The organism is Hydrogenophaga sp. LT287 (genome assembly GCF_055702805.1).
The window spans coordinates 265,785-280,837 of the sequence record NZ_JBVPZC010000003.1 but is presented as its reverse complement, the minus strand read 5'-3'; the positions used below and the strand labels follow the sequence as shown (position 1 = coordinate 280,837).

Genomic DNA, 15,053 nt, shown 5'->3' with positions numbered 1-15,053 from the left:
GGCTTGCCCGATCTGGATGTGGCCGAAGTGGCCCCAGTCGCATTGCCCCTGTTCACCGGGCAAGGTGCGCAGGCGCAAGTAGGCCTGTGCTGGGGGGCGCGGACGGTGGCGGGCGACGATGTGGCGAAAGTGGTCGGGGCGCCCCTCGTAACCGCGCTCGGCGGCCATGGTGTGCAGCCGGCTGGCCGTGAGGTTGGGGAACTGCTTCAAGGTCTCCTGGATAAAGGGCAGGTAGGGGGTCACGCCCGAAGTGCGTTGTGCGGGCACGATTGGGGCCGCGCCGGCCTGGGTGAGCACGCGCATGACGGTCTCGCGGTGCACGCCCAGCTGGGACGAGATGGTTCCCACCGGCCAGCGCTCGGCGTGGTGGTAGCGCAGGATCTGCGCCTTGAGTTCAGGTGAAATGGCCATGTGAGTCGGTACTCCATACGGAAGGTTGGGATGGATGGCGAAAGCGGCATCGCAGAAAGTCCTGACGCACAAAAGCCGAGACCGAACGGCCGCAAAACTGGCACTTGCAGCGCTGGCTTGCGTCTGGATTCAGAGCGGTTGCGTCGCTGGATGGGAGTACATCAGCGCAGGGCGGTGGTGGGCCACCCTGATGCGTCACTATTTGTTGGCGCGCGCGCCATTGCCCCTGGCGTGTGGCGTGAGCGTGGCGGCCCTTGCGGCTGTCCTGGTAGCGTTTGGCAGCGGCGCGCTGGGCGCAACTTCTGGCCTGGAGTGAGCAGACTGCGCTGCAGTAGCGCTGGCCGCGGTCGCAGTGGCTGCAGATGAGCACAGGGCTGCGACACAGGGCGCACAGAAAACGTCTGGGCGGTGGTGACGGCGGCTGTGGTGGTGCGTGTTGGGCAGTGGGCATGGGCGGTCCATTCCCATGCGTGGGCCCACGCTGCTGGACAGCCACGCCCGCTTCGTGAATACTGACAGCGGCAACGGCGCCCTCCAAAGCGGTGGGTCTCGGGGCGCGACAGTGGGTTTACCGGAAAGTGACTGTCACTGTCGCGCCTGCTTCTTACACAGGTAGGCGATATGTAACGCAAAACACCAGCGCTGCGCCATACCCCTGCGCTGGCTCAAGCCCGCTCGCCATGGCCAAAGCAGGCACGCTCAGGACACGTCTGTGCCCTGTGCAACGGGCACCCTTCGATTCAAAGGAAATTCAAAGCAGTCAGCTGACTGCCGCGGATGACCGCCACCGACTGCTTGCCGACACCAGATTTACGCGGGTTTAGAGCGCCGCTAACATCAGGTGGGCAATGGCCACAGGCACCTGCCATTTGACGCTGGCCGCCGTTTTGCCCTTGGGCACGCCGGCGATGTCACCCACACCGAACACGTTGGGGTAGCGCTTGTGGCGCAGCGTGTCGCGGTCCACCTCCATCCAGCCGTCGGCGGCAAAAGGGCCTTCGGTCCAGGGCAGCGGGCTGTTGCGCACCGCTTCGGGCGCACGCATGGGCGGCACCACGTTGATGAAGTCGTAAGCCTGCTCGGCCGTGCCGGTGGGGGTTTTGTAGGTGGCCAGTCGCTTGTCCAGGTCGATGGACTGCAACACGTGTTCGTGGTTGACCTTCACGCCCCGGTCCTGAAACAGCATGCGTACTTTTTCGGCCACGATGGGCACGCCAAACAGCGACTTGCTCTGGGCCATGTAGATCAGTTCAGCCTTGCCCCGATTGCCCCGGCGGCGAAGGTGGTCGTCTGAAATAAAGGCGTACTTCAACGGTGCGCCCGCGCACTTCATTTCACCCGCTGGGCGGCCAAATAGGCCCACGCCCCCGGTGTCGGCAAACTGGCTGAGGGCACCCCAGGTGGCCGATGCTGCTTGCGGGCTGTGGTAGATGCTGCCCAGGCCGTTTTGACCAATGCGCGCCGTGTCCATGCCTTCAATGCCGGCGTAGTGCAACTCCAGCCCAGTGGCCACGATCAGATAGTCGTAAGGCACGGCCTTGCCGCTTTCGGTGACCACTTTGTTGCCTTCAGGGTCGATTTCAGCCACGCGCTCGTTCACCCATTCCACGCCTTTGGGGATGTAGCTGCCGGTGGGCGAGGTGACGTAGGCTTGTGGCTTGATACCCGCCGCCACCAAAGTGAAGCCGGGTTGGTAATAGTGTTCCTTGCGGGAATCCACCACGGTGATGCTGGCGCCCTGCAACGCAGCAGCCAGGCGCGAAGCGGCGGTCAGGCCAGCCGCTCCACCGCCGGCAATCACAATGCGGGCGGTGGTCTTCACCGTGGCGGCCCGGGCCGCCGTGCTGGTTTGCGCCACGGCAGCGGCCAGGGGCAGTGCCGCAAGACCCGTCAGGAAGCGCCTACGGGCGGGTTCTGGTAGTGCAGGCCAGTGGTTGGTGGGCGTTTTTTGGGGCATGCTTGTCTCCTGTGACGTAGACCCTGTGTGCGCCGGAGGCACGGTTCAAGGTGGATAGGCTGATACCCCTGGGGGTTTGTTACTATAGGTTCATGTCCCGCCTTGGAGCTTTGACTTTTATCAAGGCTACATGGTGGATCCTGGATCCTCTGCCGCATTGAGGCGGATCAACGGCCTTGCACCTTACCGACTGGAGTTCTCATGAGCGACAACGCAATCGTCACCATCACACGGCAATCGGGCTATCAATTTTTGGTGGATTTCGGCCCCAACATCGCCGCCATGCTGGCCGACGAACCCGAGCCGCTGGGGCAGGGCAGCGGGCCCGCGCCCAACCACATGCTGCTGGCTGCGGTGGCCAATTGCCTGAGCGCGAGCTTGGTGTTTGCGTTGCAGAAGTTCAAGCAAGACCCTGGCGAGCTCAAGGCCACGGCCACACCCGAAATGGGGCGCAACGCCGACAAGCGCCTGCGCATCGTGGGGATCAACGTGAAGCTGGAGCTGGGCCGACCCGCCGCCGAGCTGGAGCACCTGGACCGCGTGCTGGCGCAGTTTGAAGATTTTTGCACCGTGTCGATGAGCGTGCGTCAGGGCATTGCGATCAACGTGCAGGTGCAAGACGCTGCGGGCGTTGTGCTGAAGTAATTCAGACGCTCAGCATCAGCCGGTGTGGAACCACACACTGGCGGTGCGCATGCCGGCCCAGGTGAGCAGCAGCGAGCCCAGTAGGTGCAGGCTGGCGGTGCCCCATGCGAGCAGCCAGCGGCCGTGTTGCAACATGCTCACCACCTCCACCGAAAAGGTGGAAAACGTGGTGAGCGCACCCAACAGCCCGGTGATGATGGCAAGGCGCCAGGCCGGGTCCAGCTGGGTCTGGCTTTGAAACACCACTACCGCAAAACCCACCAGGTAAGCGCCCACCCAGTTCGCCGTCAGCGTGCCCCAGGGCAGCAAGGCTGTTCCTTCGTTGAGCCACAGGCTCAGCCGCCAGCGGGCGAGCGCGCCCAGGCAGGCACCGAGGCAAATGGCAAGGACGCTGGGCATGGTGGGCGTGTGGTGTCAGGTGTGGAGAGGTCAGAACGGTGGGTCGTCGTCGTCGCCCACGGCTGTGACGGCCGCTTGACCACTGCTGGTGCCGCTGGCGGCGGGCGCATCGGCTGGCGCAGCGCCAAAGGCCATTTCGCCGCCCAGCGCTTCGATCAGCTCAGGGATCAGCTGGGTGAGTTCGCCGGTGGTCAGCGCCACGTCGGTGTCAAAACCGCTTTCGTCGTCGCTGGCCCGGTCGTCAAACACACCTTCCAGAAAGGCCAGCTTCTTCAGCTGCAGCGATTCGGTCAGCACGAAGCCGATGCGGCCCTCCCAGCTCATGGCCAGGCGCGTGGGAAGCTTGCCCTCGGTGATGTGCTGGCGCACCTCGTCGGTGGCGAGGTTGTGGCGGGTGAATTTCACCACGCTCTTTTCTTCGTCGCCCGACTTCAGCTCGCACTCGCGCTCGACGCTGAAGCGGCCGGGCCACTCATCGGGTGAGGTGGCTGACAACCACTGCGTCATGGCGGTTTGGGGTGTCACCTGGGTTTGCAGCAGCGTCACGCTCAGGTCGCTGAAGGCGTTCACCAGCGCGGTCACCAGCTCGTCGAGCTTGCCCTGGCTGCTGGCGTCGGTCACCAGCCAGCCGTTGGCCAGGTCGATCCAGACCCAGGTGGCGCCCCGGCGCGGAAAGGCCTGGGGCAGCAGCGCCAGCAGCGCGTCTTCGCGCAGGGCCTTGGTTTCTTTTTTGCCGGGCTTGCGGCCGGTGGCGGCTTCAATGTGGTCGGCTTCTTCTTGCGCCTTTTCGCGCACCACCGAGCCCGGCACGCTTTTGGTTTCGATCATCAGCTTCAAAATGCGCTGCCCCGCTACCGACTCCACCAGCGGGCCGTGCGGCTCGCCGCGTGGCTCCACCCAGCCCACCGACTTGTCTTGCGAGGCCCCACAGGGCACAAAACGCGCCGCGTCCAGCGCGGCTTCCATCGCTTCCAGCGTCACGTCCCAGCCGGGCGCGATGCGGTAGATCGTTACATTCTTGAACACGGAAATCCTTGGGTTGTGCCGGTGCGTCTGGGACCGGCGCCCGCTCCCGCCATCGGGAGGGGGTTGAAGTGAGGGGCTTTGATGATACCCACCCAAATCCAGGGTTCAGGCCAGCGCGTTCAGCGGTGCCAGCTGGTATCCCGCGGCTTCCAGTGCTGCGCGCAGCTGCTGCGCCGAAGCCACAGCGTCTGGCCCGTCACCATGCACGCAGATGCTGTCGATGCGGGTCGGCAGGCGCTGGCCATCGGCGGTGACGATGCCTTGCGCGTCGAGCATGCGCAGCACGTGTTGCACGCAGGCCTGAGCGCTGTGCAGCACAGCGCCCGGCTGCGAGCGCGGTGTGAGCTGGCCGTCGGCCTGGTAGGTGCGGTCGGCAAACACCTCGCGGGCCACGCGCAAGCCGGCGGCCAGGCCCGCTGTTTCGAGTGCAGATAGGGCGGGCGCGAGCAAGATGAGTTCGCGGTCCAGCGCCCGCACGGCCCGGGCCACGGTGGCGGCCACCTCGGCGTCGGCGCAAGCGACGTTGCTCAGCGCGCCGTGCGGCTTGACGTGGGTGACCCGGCCCCCTTCGGCAGCGGCCATGGCCTGCAACGCACCCACTTGGTACAGGATGGTGGCTTCCAGCTCTTTGGCCGACAGTTGCATCGCGCGCCGGCCAAAGCCTTGCAGGTCGGGAAATGCAGGGTGCGCGCCCAGGCTCACGCCCTGGGCCAGCGCTTGGCGCACGGTGTCGCGCATCACCACGGGGTCGCCCGCGTGAAAGCCACAGGCGATGTTGGCGCTGCCAATGACTTGCAGCAGCGCAGCGTCGTTCCCCATGCTCCAGGCGCCGAAGCTTTCGCCCAGGTCGGCATTGAGGTTGATGGTGGGTTGGGTCATGGGGCTCCTTGTCAGGGCGTGGCGTGCAACACGCCACTGATCAGATTGGCGCCGTATAAGGCGGCTTCGTCTACGGTGCCGGGCGGCAGGTAGGTCTCACGGGTGGTGAGCCAACGTTGCCAGCGCTCGCGCTCGTTCAGCAGCGCACGGTGTGCCGTTTCCAGGTTGACGGCTTGAAAGCGCACGCGTGTGCCGGGCCGCAGGTGCGCCAGCCGGGGCAGGTCGGCGCTGATCACGGTGGCAATTTTTGGGTAGCCGCCGACAGTCTGGCCGTCGGCCAGCAGCACAATCGGCTGGCCATTGGCCGGCACCTGAATGGCGCCTGGCGCCACGCCGTCGGACACGATGTCGGCAGCCGCCGCGTTGACGTGGGCCAGCGGCTGGCCCACAAACCGCAGGCCCATGCGGTCCTGTGCCGCAGAAGCTTCCCAGTCCCGGCTCAAAAACTGCGCAATGGCGTCCGCCGTGAAATGGTCTTGTTGCGGGCCGAGCAACACCCGCACCGTGCCTTCGGTGGGGCTCCAGGGCGAGCGGCTGCGCCATTCTTTCGGGTCGGACACGCTCCACTGTCCGCAGGGCAGTAGGTCGCCAGGGCGAAAGGCGCGACCCAGCACACCCGTCAGCCCGGCACGCCAGTAGCTCGAACGGCTGCCGAGCTGTGGCGGCATGCGCAGTCCTCCCGCCACGGCCAGGTAGGCGCAGCCGCTCTCTGCCGTGCCCAGTTGCAGCAAGTCGCCCTCACACAGCGTGGCGCTGTGCCAGGCGGGCAGGGCGCTGCGCCTGCCATCGCTGCTTAGGCAAACTGCGCTGGTGCGGCCCGCCAGCGCCACCCGCACAGGGCCAGCCTGAACACGCAACACCGTGCCCATGCCGCGCAGCTCCAGCACGGCCTCGTCCAGGCGGTTGCCCAGCAGCGCGTTGGCGGCCTGCGCCAAGGGCGCGTCGAGCCACCCAGAGAGCGGCAATCCATGGTGCCGGTGGCCGGCGCGGCCGCGGTCCTGCACGGTGGTGCCGATGCCGGGTTGCACGATCTCCATCGCGCCGCTCATGCTTGGCGTGCCTTCAGAAAGGTTTCGCGCGGCAAACCCCGGGCAATTTCGGTTGCGAGCGCGTCATGGGTTTGTCGGTCCACGGCGTACCAGCGCACCTCATCGCCGGCGGCGAGCATCGCCGGTTGGTCGGCATGGCGCAGGTCAAACAACACCACCGGCGTGTGTCCGATCAGGTTCCACCCGCCGGGGCTTTCCCAGGGGTAGATCGCACACATTTCGCCTGCCACCGCCACGGATTGCGCCGGTACCTTCTGGCGCGGCACGGGCAGGCGGGGCATGTGCAGCTCGGGCGGTACACCGCCCATGTAAGGAAAGCCGGGTTGAAAGCCCAGCATGTAGACGCGAAAATCAGCGTCCAACAGACGCTGAATCACCGCGTTGGTTGTCAGCCCTTTGGCCTCGGCCAGCCGGGCGAGGTCGGGCGCCCAATCGGCGTCGAAACATACCGGGAGGTGCCAGAGACGTCCCTGCTGCATGCCGTGGCCAGTTCCCTGCGCCAGTACCAGCAGGCGCTCGCCCAGCGCGGCGGCGTTGGCCGCCAGCGGGTTGTAGTGCACTGTCAAAGAGCGGAAGGTGGGCACGACATCGGTGACGCAGGTCAGCAGCGGGTCTGCATGACGCGCCTGTTCCACGCGGTCAGCCAGACCCATCACGCGGGCGTTGACGTGTGGCGAGATAGATGTGCCCAGCTCCACGGTCCAGGCGCTGTCGCCCAGTGGCAGAAGGCGGGGCGCAGGCGCAGACGGATGGGCCACAGGGTGGGTGGCGGCAGCCGCTGGTTAAAGCTCTTCGACGCGCCGGGCCGGGTAACTGTCCCAGGCCTGGCAGCCAGGGCACTGCCAAAAATGCTGCCGGGCCTCGAAGCCGCAGGCCGCGCAGCGGTAGCGCTTGAGCGGGGCGCTGGCTTGCTCCAGTGCCGCCTGCACCCTGGTTTTCGCGTCGGGTTCTGAAAGGGGTTCACCCGCCAGCCATTGGGTGGCGATCACCAGCGAGGGTTCTCGCTCCAGGTGGCTGAGGTAGCGGGAGCGGGCCGTTTGCGGGTCTGCACTCAGGCAGGCCAGGGCTTCGGTCACATCCAGCGAAGGTGCCCGGTCATGGCAGGCCTGCAGCAGCGCCAATGCCTGAGCTTGCCGATCCGTTTGCTGGCCGAGGTCGGCCAGGGCGCGTGCGGCTAGCGGCATGCCTTGCGGGGCTTGTTGGCTGAGTTGAACCAACGCATCAAATGCGCCGGTTGGGTCACCGGTTTGAACTTTGAGGCTGGACAACGCCATCCAGGCCCGCGCCAGCTGCGGTGCCTTTTCGACGGCTTCTGCCAGCAGCCGGGCGGCCAGGGCGGTATCGCCGCTGCGTTGTGCTTGTTCGGCTTCTTCGCACAGGTAGTGCGCCAGCCTGGTGGTGAAGCTGCCTTGCTCGGCGGTTTCGAGCCGTTGCGCAATGCGTTTGGCCTGTGTCCAGTCGCGTGAGCGCTCGTATATGGCCAGCAGGGCCAGCAGGGCTTCGCCTTCAAAGGCAGAGCCTTCCAGCTTGTGCAGAGCGGTTTCGGCGCGGTCCAGTAGACCAGCTTTTAGAAAGTCCAGCGCCAGGGCGTGCTGTGCACGGTCGCGGTCTTTGCGGCTCAGGTCGGCACGGGCCAGCAGGTGTTCGTGGACCCGCACGGCGCGGTCGTAGTCGCCCCGTCGGCGAAACAGGTTGCCCAGGGCAAAGTGCAGTTCGGCGGTGTCGGGATCGCCTTGAACGGCTTCAATGAAGGCGTCGATGGCCTGGTCTTGTTGCTCGTTGAGCAGGTAGTTCAGGCCCCGAAAGTAGGCTTTGGGGGCTTGCCGACTTTCCATGCGCCACTGGCGCAGGTCCAGCCGGGAGGCACCCCAGCCCAAGGCAAAGGCCAGCGGCAGGCCCCACAGCAGCCAGGTCAGGTCAAAGTCCATGTCGTGGATCGTTCGGGCTCGGGATCAGGGTGGAATCGGCTTCAAAGGCGGTGCTGGCCGCTGCGTGCTGGCGCCGGGCCTTTTTGGCCCGCAGCCACAACGGCAGCATGACCGCCACACCCAGAAAGACGCCCAGCACCAGCACCATCAGCAAGACGAGCACCAGCGGCGCCTGCCAGCTGGCCCCAAAAAAGAGGCGCAGCGTGACGGGTTCCTGGTTGTTCAGCGCGAATGCGAACAACACAAAAAAATGGCTGCATTGAGCAGCCACATCAGGTATTTCAAATCATCCCCTTTGTGGAGGAGTGATTGTAGCGATCAGGTCGCTGCACGGGGCAGTCGCCTTCAAGCGGGTGTTTGGGGTTCGCGTCCCAGTATCTCTGCGGTCTTGGCGTCCACTTGTTCGCGCAGGGCTTTGCCCGGCTTGAAATGTGGCACGCGCTTTTCCGGAATCATCACACTCTCGCCCGAACGCGGGTTGCGCCCGATGCGAGGCGAGCGGCGGTTGACGGAAAAGCTGCCAAAACCCCGAATTTCGATTCGGTGGCCCTTGACGAGGGCGTCACCCATCGCGTCGAGAATCGTCTTGACGGCGAATTCCGCATCGCGGTGGGTGAGCTGGCCAAAACGGCCGGCCAAGGCTTCAACGAGGTCGCTTCGGGTCATGTCTGGGAGAAAGCTCGATCAGGCTGTTGGGCTGAAATGGGTGGGCGCTTGCGCTCCCACCCAGATTCAGTCGGCTCAGTTGTTGTTGTCGAGCTTGGCGCGCAGCAGGGCACCCAGGCTGGTGGTACCAGCGTTTTCGCGGGAAGACTGCTGGCTGAGCGTTGCCATGGCTTCGTTCTGGTCAGCCATGTCTTTGGCTTTGATCGACAGCTGGATGTTGCGGGTCTTGCGATCGATGTTCATCACCACGGTGGTGACTTCATCGCCTTCTTTCAGCACGTTGCGCGCGTCTTCCACGCGGTCACGGCTGATTTCGGAGGCGCGCAGGTAACCCAGCACGTCTTCACCGAGGTCGATCTCAGCGCCCTTGGCGTCCACGGTCTTGACCTTGCCGGTCACGACGGAACCTTTGTCATTCACCGACACGAAGGTGGTGAACGGGTCGCCGTCGAGCTGCTTGATGCCCAGGGAGATGCGCTCGCGCTCCACGTCGATGGCCAGCACGATGGCTTCGACTTCCTGGCCTTTTTTGAAGTTGCGCACAGCAGCTTCGCCGGTTTCGTTCCAGGACAGGTCGGACAGGTGCACCAGGCCGTCGATGCCAGCAGCCAGGCCAACGAACACGCCGAAGTCGGTGATCGACTTGATCGGGCCCTTGACGCGGTCGCCACGCTTGGTCTGTTCAGCAAACTCGTGCCATGGGTTGGCGCGGCACTGCTTCATGCCCAGGGAGATGCGGCGCTTGTCTTCGTCGATGTCGAGCACCATGACTTCGACTTCGTCGCCCAGCGACACCAGCTTGGAAGGGGCCACGTTCTTGTTGGTCCAGTCCATTTCGGACACGTGAACCAGACCTTCGATGCCTGGCTCCAGCTCAACAAACGCGCCGTAGTCGGCGATGTTGGTGATCTTGCCGAACATGCGGGTGCTTTGTGGGTAGCGGCGAGCAACGCCCATCCATGGGTCGTCGCCCATTTGCTTCAGACCCAGAGAAACGCGGTGCTTCTCGGTGTCGAACTTCAGGATCTTGGCGGTGATTTCCTGGCCAGCCGTCACCACTTCGCTTGGATGACGGACACGGCGCCAGGCCATGTCGGTGATGTGCAGCAGGCCGTCGATACCGCCCAGGTCCACGAACGCACCGTATTCGGTGATGTTCTTGACCACGCCGTGAACGATGGCGCCTTCTTTCAGCGTGTCCATCAGCTTGGCGCGCTCTTCGCCCATGGAGGCTTCCACCACGGCGCGGCGGCTCAGCACCACGTTGTTGCGCTTGCGGTCGAGCTTGATGACCTTGAATTCCAGGGTCTTGTTTTCGTATGGGGTCAGGTCCTTGGTCGGACGGCTGTCCACCAGCGAGCCTGGCAGGAAGGCGCTGATGCCGTTGACCATGACCTTCAGGCCGCCCTTGACCTTGCTGGAGGTCGTGCCGGTGACGAATTCGCCCGACTCGAGTGCTTTTTCCAGCGACATCCACGAGGCGAGGCGCTTGGCCTTGTCGCGCGACAGCAGGGTGTCGCCGAAGCCGTTTTCCACGGAGTCGATGGCGACCGACACAAAGTCGCCCACCTGGACTTCGAGTTCGCCCAGATCGTTCTTGAATTCGGCCAGAGGCACATAGGCTTCCGACTTCAGGCCAGCGTTGACCACCACGTGGCTGTGTTCGATACGAACCACTTCGGCGGTGATGACTTCGCCCGAGCGCATTTCAGCGCGTTTCAAGGACTCTTCGAACAGGGCGGCAAAAGATTCAGACATTGAATTTCCTAAAACCACTCAGGCGTCGGGATGCAGCACAGCCTTGCGGCGGTTCGCATGGAAATCGACGGATGGGCGGCGTTGACATTGCGGTGCGCAGCACCGCGGGGTTAAGTGAAAGAACCATCAGGCCTGCGGGCTGAGAACGCCCGGCTGTGCCGTCTGGGCCATCAAGGTGGCGCTTTCAGTCGCCTGAAAACACCGTTTTGCCTTGCCACCAGCTCAAAACCTGTTGCACCGATTGCTCGACGTTGAGTTGAGAGTTGTCCAGTAACAAAGCGTCTGCGGCGGGCTTGAGCGGTGCATGGGTTCGGGTTGAATCCCTCAAATCACGCATTTCCAAGTCCGCCAGAAGGTCTGCAATACTAGCAGCAATGCCTTTTGAAATCAATTGCTTATGCCGCCGTGCGGCGCGCTGTGCCGCTGTGGCAGTGAGGTAGACCTTCAGGGCAGCATCGGGGAAAATCACGGTGCCCATGTCTCGCCCGTCTGCCACCAGGCCCGGCAACTGGCGAAAGCCGTGTTGCAAGGCCAGCAGCGCCGCCCGCACTTCGGGCACGGCCGACACGCGCGACGCCGCCATGCCGGCGGCTTCGGTGCGCACGGCTTCGGTCACGTCCTCGCCGTTGAGCAGCATGTGTTGGCCGGTGAACCGGACCTGCAAACCGGCGGCCAGGGCGCCAAGCCGCTTCGCTTGGGCGGGTTCGCGCAGGGACGCTTCGGTGGTGGAAAGGCCTGCGCGTTCGGCCGCCAGCCCGACCAGCCGATAGAGCGCGCCCGAGTCCAGCAGGTGGTAACCCAGTTTCGCCGCCACCTCGGCAGACAGCGTGCCCTTGCCCGAGGCGGTGGGGCCATCGACGCAAATCACCGGAATGCGTGCCGTGTCGGTCTTGCAGACGCTGAACAACGTTTCGAAATAGTCCGGAAATGTTTTGCCCACGCACTTGGGGTCTTCAATGCGCACCGGCAACCCAGCCGGGTTGAAGGCCGCGAGCGAAAAGCACATGGCCACGCGGTGGTCGTCGTAGGTGTGGATGCTGCCGGTGATCCAGGCTGTGGGCGGGGTGATGCGGATGAAGTCAGCGCCTTCTTCCACCGTGGCACCCAGTTTGCGGCATTCGTTGGCCATGGCGGCAATGCGATCGGTTTCCTTCACGCGCCAGCTGGCAATGTTGCGCAGGGTGGTGGTGCCGTCGGCGTAAAGCGCCATCACCGCCAGCGTCATGGCCGCATCGGGGATGTGGTTGCAGTCGAGGTCAATGGCTTTCAGGGGCCAGGCGCCTCGCCGCACGTGCAGGGCGTTTGCGTCGCCTGAGATGTCGGCGCCCATGAGCCGGGCGGCTTCGACAAAACGGATGTCACCCTGTATCGAGGTCAGGCCCACGCCTTCAATGGTGACGCCATCGGTGCCCGGTGCGGGCGAGGCAATCGCGCCCAGCGCAATGAAGTAGCTGGCCGACGAGGCATCGCCTTCAACCGGAATGCGCCCGGGCGAGGCGTAGCGGCTCCCCGCAGGGATGGTGAAGCGCTGCCCGCCGTCCCGCTGCACCTGGACGCCGAATTTTTCCAGCAGGTTCAGCGTGATTTCAATGTAGGGGCGGGAGATCAGTTCGCCCACCACGTCAATGACGACGGGGCGATGCTGAGCAACCAGGGGGAGCGCCAGCAGCAGGGCGGTCAGGAACTGGCTGGAGACGTCGCCACGCACACGGATGGGTTCGTCGAGAGACAGCGTTTGGGGTACACCGTTGCCCAACTTGAGCGGTGGGTAGCCCTCGTTGCCCAGGCAGGCCACCGGACAACCGAGCTGGCGCAGGGCATCCACCAGGTCGCCAATGGGGCGCTCGTGCATACGGGCGATGCCACTGAGCTCAAAGGCACCGCCGTGCTGCGAGGCCAGTAGCGCGAGCGCGGCGGTGAGGGGGCGCATGGCGGTGCCGGCGTTGCCCAGAAAAAGCTGGGCCTCCCGCACGGCAAGCTGCCCCCCGAGACCGTGCACACGCAGCGCACCGTCGGCTTGGGGTTCGATGCGGCACCCCAGTTGGGCCAGCGCCGCCAGCATCACCTGCGTGTCGTCGGAGTCGAGCAGGTCCACGATGTCGGTGTGGCCCACGCTGAGCGCAGCCAGCAACAACACGCGGTTGGAAATGCTTTTGGAGCCTGGCAGCTGGACGGTGCCGCCCGCGCTGGTCAGCGGCGGGATGTCGAGATGATCGATGGAAAACATGCAGAAATGGATGTGGCCAGCGCCGCAGGCGCGCTCAGCTTTGCGGCTTGATGGCGGTCATGCGCCATTGGGCGCGGGTGCTGCTGGCTTGTTCGATCAGTGCTTCCAGCGCGTCTGGGTTGCCCGATGTGATGGCCACTTCAAGCGCGTGCAGGGCGCGCTGAAAATGCTTGGACTGGGCCAGCAGCTCTTCCCGGTTGGACACCAGAATATCGCGCCACACGCTGGGGTCGCTGGCTGCGATGCGGGTGAAATCGCGAAACCCCGGGCCGGCGAGCGACAAGAATTCCTCGCCCTGGGCTTGGCCCTGAATGGCATTCATGAGCGCAAACGCGATCATGTGCGGCAGATGGCTGACCGCGGCATAGGCCGCGTCGTGCGCCTCGGGCGACATCTGCTTGACGTGGCAGCCCAGCGCCGTCCACACGGCCTGCGCTTTGTTGAGTTGTACCGTGAGCGTGCGCTCAATCGGCGTCAGGATGACCTGGCGCCCGGTGTACAGGTCAGCGTCGGCATGCTCCACGCCCGACAGTTCTTTGCCCGTGATGGGGTGCGCGGGCACAAACATGCCCACCTGGTCGCGCAGCACCCGGCGCGCGGCATCAATCACTTCCCGTTTGGTCGAGCCCACGTCCATCACCAGCGTGTCGCCGCGCACCAGGTGGCGAATAGCCTTGAAAGTGGCCTCGGTGGCGGCCACGGGTACGGCCAGCAGCACCAGATCGGCACCCGACACCGCCAGCAGGGCCGACGGCGCTTCCACATCGATGACGCCCATTTGTCGTGCACGCTCGGTGGTGGAGGGCGATTTGCTGTAACCCACGACGCGCTTCACGAGTCCGGCGCGTTTGAGTGCGAGCGCGAACGAGCCGCCCATCAGGCCGCAGCCGATCAGGCCGAGTTGTTCAAACATAAGATTCCATCCAGAGCGCCGTCACGGCGCTCCAAGCTGCAACACCGGCCTTGGTGCGTGTTGCTGTCGGGTTGATGAAGGACGTACGGTTCATTCGTTCACCGGGTAGGCGCCCAGCACCTTGTAGAAGGCGCAAAGCCCTTTGAGTTCCTCAAGGGCTGCGGCCACGTGAGGCTGCGAGGGGTGACCCGCCAGGTCGATATAAAAATAGTATTCCCACTGCCCCGACTTGGCTGGACGCGATTCGAAACGCGTCATCGACACCCCGTTGTTCTTCAGCGGCACCAGCAGGTCGTGCACGGCACCGGGCCGATTGGGCACCGACACCACGAGGCTGGTGCAGTCTTTGCCTGAAGCTGGCGGCGTGGCCAGGGTTTGCGGCAAACAGATCACCGCAAAACGTGTGCGGTTGTAGGCCTCGTCCTGAATGGCGTGGTGCACGATGTGCAGGCCAAACTGGCTGGCCGCGCGTTCGCTGGCCAGGGCCGCCCAGGTCGGGTTGGTGGCGGCCAGGCGTGCGCCTTCGGCATTGCTGGACACCGCACGGCGCTCGGCCAGTGGCAGGTGTTGGCTCAACCAGCCCTGGCACTGCGCCAAGGCTTGCGGGTGCGCCATCACCACGTCAATGCCTGCGTCTGAATTGGTTTGGCGCAGCAGGTTGTGGCGAATCAACAGGCTGACTTCACCGACCACATGCACCGGCGAGCGCAAGAAAAGGTCGAGCGATCGCGCCACCACGCCTTCGGTGGAGTTTTCCATACCCACCACGCCGTACTGCGCCGTGCCGGCGGCCGTGGCATGGAAGACTTCGTCAAAGTTGGCGCAGTAAATCAGGTTGGCCGCGCTGCCAAAAAACTCAATCGCCGCTTGCTCGCAAAAGGTGCCCTGGGGACCCAACACCGCGACGCGCTGGGGCGCTTCCAAGGCCAGGCAAGCCGACATGATTTCGCGCCAGATGGACGCCACATGCTCGTTTTTCAGCGGCCCTGTGTTGGCTTGGGTGATCTTGTCGATGACCTGGGCCACGCGATCCGGACGGAAGAACGGCGAGCCCTCGGCCCGTTTGATTTCGCCCACCTGTTCGGCCACATGCGCGCGCTGGTTGAGCAGGCTGAGCAGCTGTTTGTCGATGGAGTCGATCTGCACGCGAAGGCCCGCCAGGGCTTCGGACTGGATAGGTTGTTGGCTCATGGTC

14 protein-coding genes and 1 pseudogene are annotated in these 15,053 nt (G+C 64.6%); 1 reads left to right on the top strand and 14 read right to left on the bottom strand.

Translation table 11 applies throughout. The features are described 5' to 3' along the window. Positions 1 to 411 (bottom strand): annotated as a pseudogene (locus tag AC0GNR_RS04920) (IS21 family transposase); the annotation flags it as partial. Positions 412 to 1,231: 820 nt separating this feature from the next. Beyond that, complete coding sequence (locus AC0GNR_RS04915; RefSeq protein WP_472899882.1) at positions 1,232 to 2,368, bottom strand: NAD(P)/FAD-dependent oxidoreductase; 1,137 nt, start codon at positions 2,366 to 2,368, stop codon at positions 1,232 to 1,234. 201 nt (positions 2,369 to 2,569) lie between these two features. Here AC0GNR_RS04915 and AC0GNR_RS04910 point away from each other — a divergent pair, with 201 nt between their 5' ends. Continuing rightward, positions 2,570 to 3,013 carry an OsmC family protein gene (locus AC0GNR_RS04910; protein ID WP_472899881.1) on the top strand — a complete coding sequence of 148 codons (444 nt, stop codon included), beginning with the start codon at positions 2,570 to 2,572 and terminating at the stop codon, positions 3,011 to 3,013. Positions 3,014 to 3,028: 15 nt separating this feature from the next. Here the strand turns inward: AC0GNR_RS04910 and crcB are convergent, their stop codons facing one another. From crcB to pheA, 12 genes are all read right to left on the bottom strand, one after another. Then, a complete protein-coding gene (gene crcB / locus AC0GNR_RS04905) occupies positions 3,029 to 3,412 on the bottom strand; it encodes a fluoride efflux transporter CrcB (RefSeq protein WP_472899880.1) in 384 nt (127 codons plus the stop codon). 30 nt (positions 3,413 to 3,442) lie between these two features. Next, on the bottom strand, positions 3,443 to 4,438 hold the full coding sequence (locus AC0GNR_RS04900; protein ID WP_472899879.1) for a recombination-associated protein RdgC: 996 nt from the start codon (positions 4,436 to 4,438) through the stop codon (positions 3,443 to 3,445). A gap of 105 nt (positions 4,439 to 4,543) precedes the next feature. Beyond that, the gene (locus AC0GNR_RS04895) at positions 4,544 to 5,317 is read right to left on the bottom strand and encodes a LamB/YcsF family protein (protein ID WP_472899878.1); all 774 of its coding nucleotides are present in this window, start codon (positions 5,315 to 5,317) and stop codon (positions 4,544 to 4,546) included. An 11-nt stretch (positions 5,318 to 5,328) separates the two neighbouring features. Further along, complete coding sequence (locus tag AC0GNR_RS04890; protein ID WP_472899877.1) at positions 5,329 to 6,366, bottom strand: 5-oxoprolinase subunit C family protein; 1,038 nt, start codon at positions 6,364 to 6,366, stop codon at positions 5,329 to 5,331. Continuing rightward, positions 6,363 to 7,124, bottom strand: a complete 762-nt coding sequence (gene pxpB, locus AC0GNR_RS04885; RefSeq protein WP_472899876.1) for a 5-oxoprolinase subunit PxpB — start codon at positions 7,122 to 7,124, stop codon at positions 6,363 to 6,365. The genes AC0GNR_RS04890 and pxpB overlap by 4 nt, the downstream gene beginning before the upstream one ends. A gap of 24 nt (positions 7,125 to 7,148) precedes the next feature. Next, complete coding sequence (gene lapB, locus AC0GNR_RS04880) at positions 7,149 to 8,294, bottom strand: lipopolysaccharide assembly protein LapB (protein WP_472899875.1); 1,146 nt, start codon at positions 8,292 to 8,294, stop codon at positions 7,149 to 7,151. Then, on the bottom strand, positions 8,284 to 8,538 hold the full coding sequence (locus tag AC0GNR_RS04875) for a lipopolysaccharide assembly protein LapA domain-containing protein (RefSeq protein ID WP_472899874.1): 255 nt from the start codon (positions 8,536 to 8,538) through the stop codon (positions 8,284 to 8,286). Before AC0GNR_RS04875 ends, lapB begins: the two co-directional genes overlap by 11 nt. Positions 8,539 to 8,639: 101 nt before the next feature. Then, the gene (locus AC0GNR_RS04870) at positions 8,640 to 8,960 is read right to left on the bottom strand and encodes an integration host factor subunit beta (RefSeq protein WP_439113496.1); all 321 of its coding nucleotides are present in this window, start codon (positions 8,958 to 8,960) and stop codon (positions 8,640 to 8,642) included. A gap of 75 nt (positions 8,961 to 9,035) precedes the next feature. Next, positions 9,036 to 10,718 (bottom strand): 30S ribosomal protein S1, encoded by a 1,683-nt coding sequence (gene rpsA, locus AC0GNR_RS04865; protein ID WP_472899873.1) that lies wholly within the window; start codon positions 10,716 to 10,718, stop codon positions 9,036 to 9,038. A gap of 184 nt (positions 10,719 to 10,902) precedes the next feature. Further along, positions 10,903 to 12,945: a bifunctional 3-phosphoshikimate 1-carboxyvinyltransferase/cytidylate kinase gene (locus AC0GNR_RS04860; protein WP_472899872.1), complete on the bottom strand. Its 2,043-nt coding sequence runs from the start codon at positions 12,943 to 12,945 to the stop codon at positions 10,903 to 10,905. A 34-nt stretch (positions 12,946 to 12,979) separates the two neighbouring features. After that, positions 12,980 to 13,858, bottom strand: a complete 879-nt coding sequence (locus tag AC0GNR_RS04855; RefSeq protein WP_472899871.1) for a prephenate dehydrogenase — start codon at positions 13,856 to 13,858, stop codon at positions 12,980 to 12,982. A 90-nt stretch (positions 13,859 to 13,948) separates the two neighbouring features. Next, positions 13,949 to 15,049: a prephenate dehydratase gene (gene pheA / locus AC0GNR_RS04850; RefSeq protein ID WP_472899870.1), complete on the bottom strand. Its 1,101-nt coding sequence runs from the start codon at positions 15,047 to 15,049 to the stop codon at positions 13,949 to 13,951. Between the last annotated feature and the right edge of the window lie 4 nt (positions 15,050 to 15,053).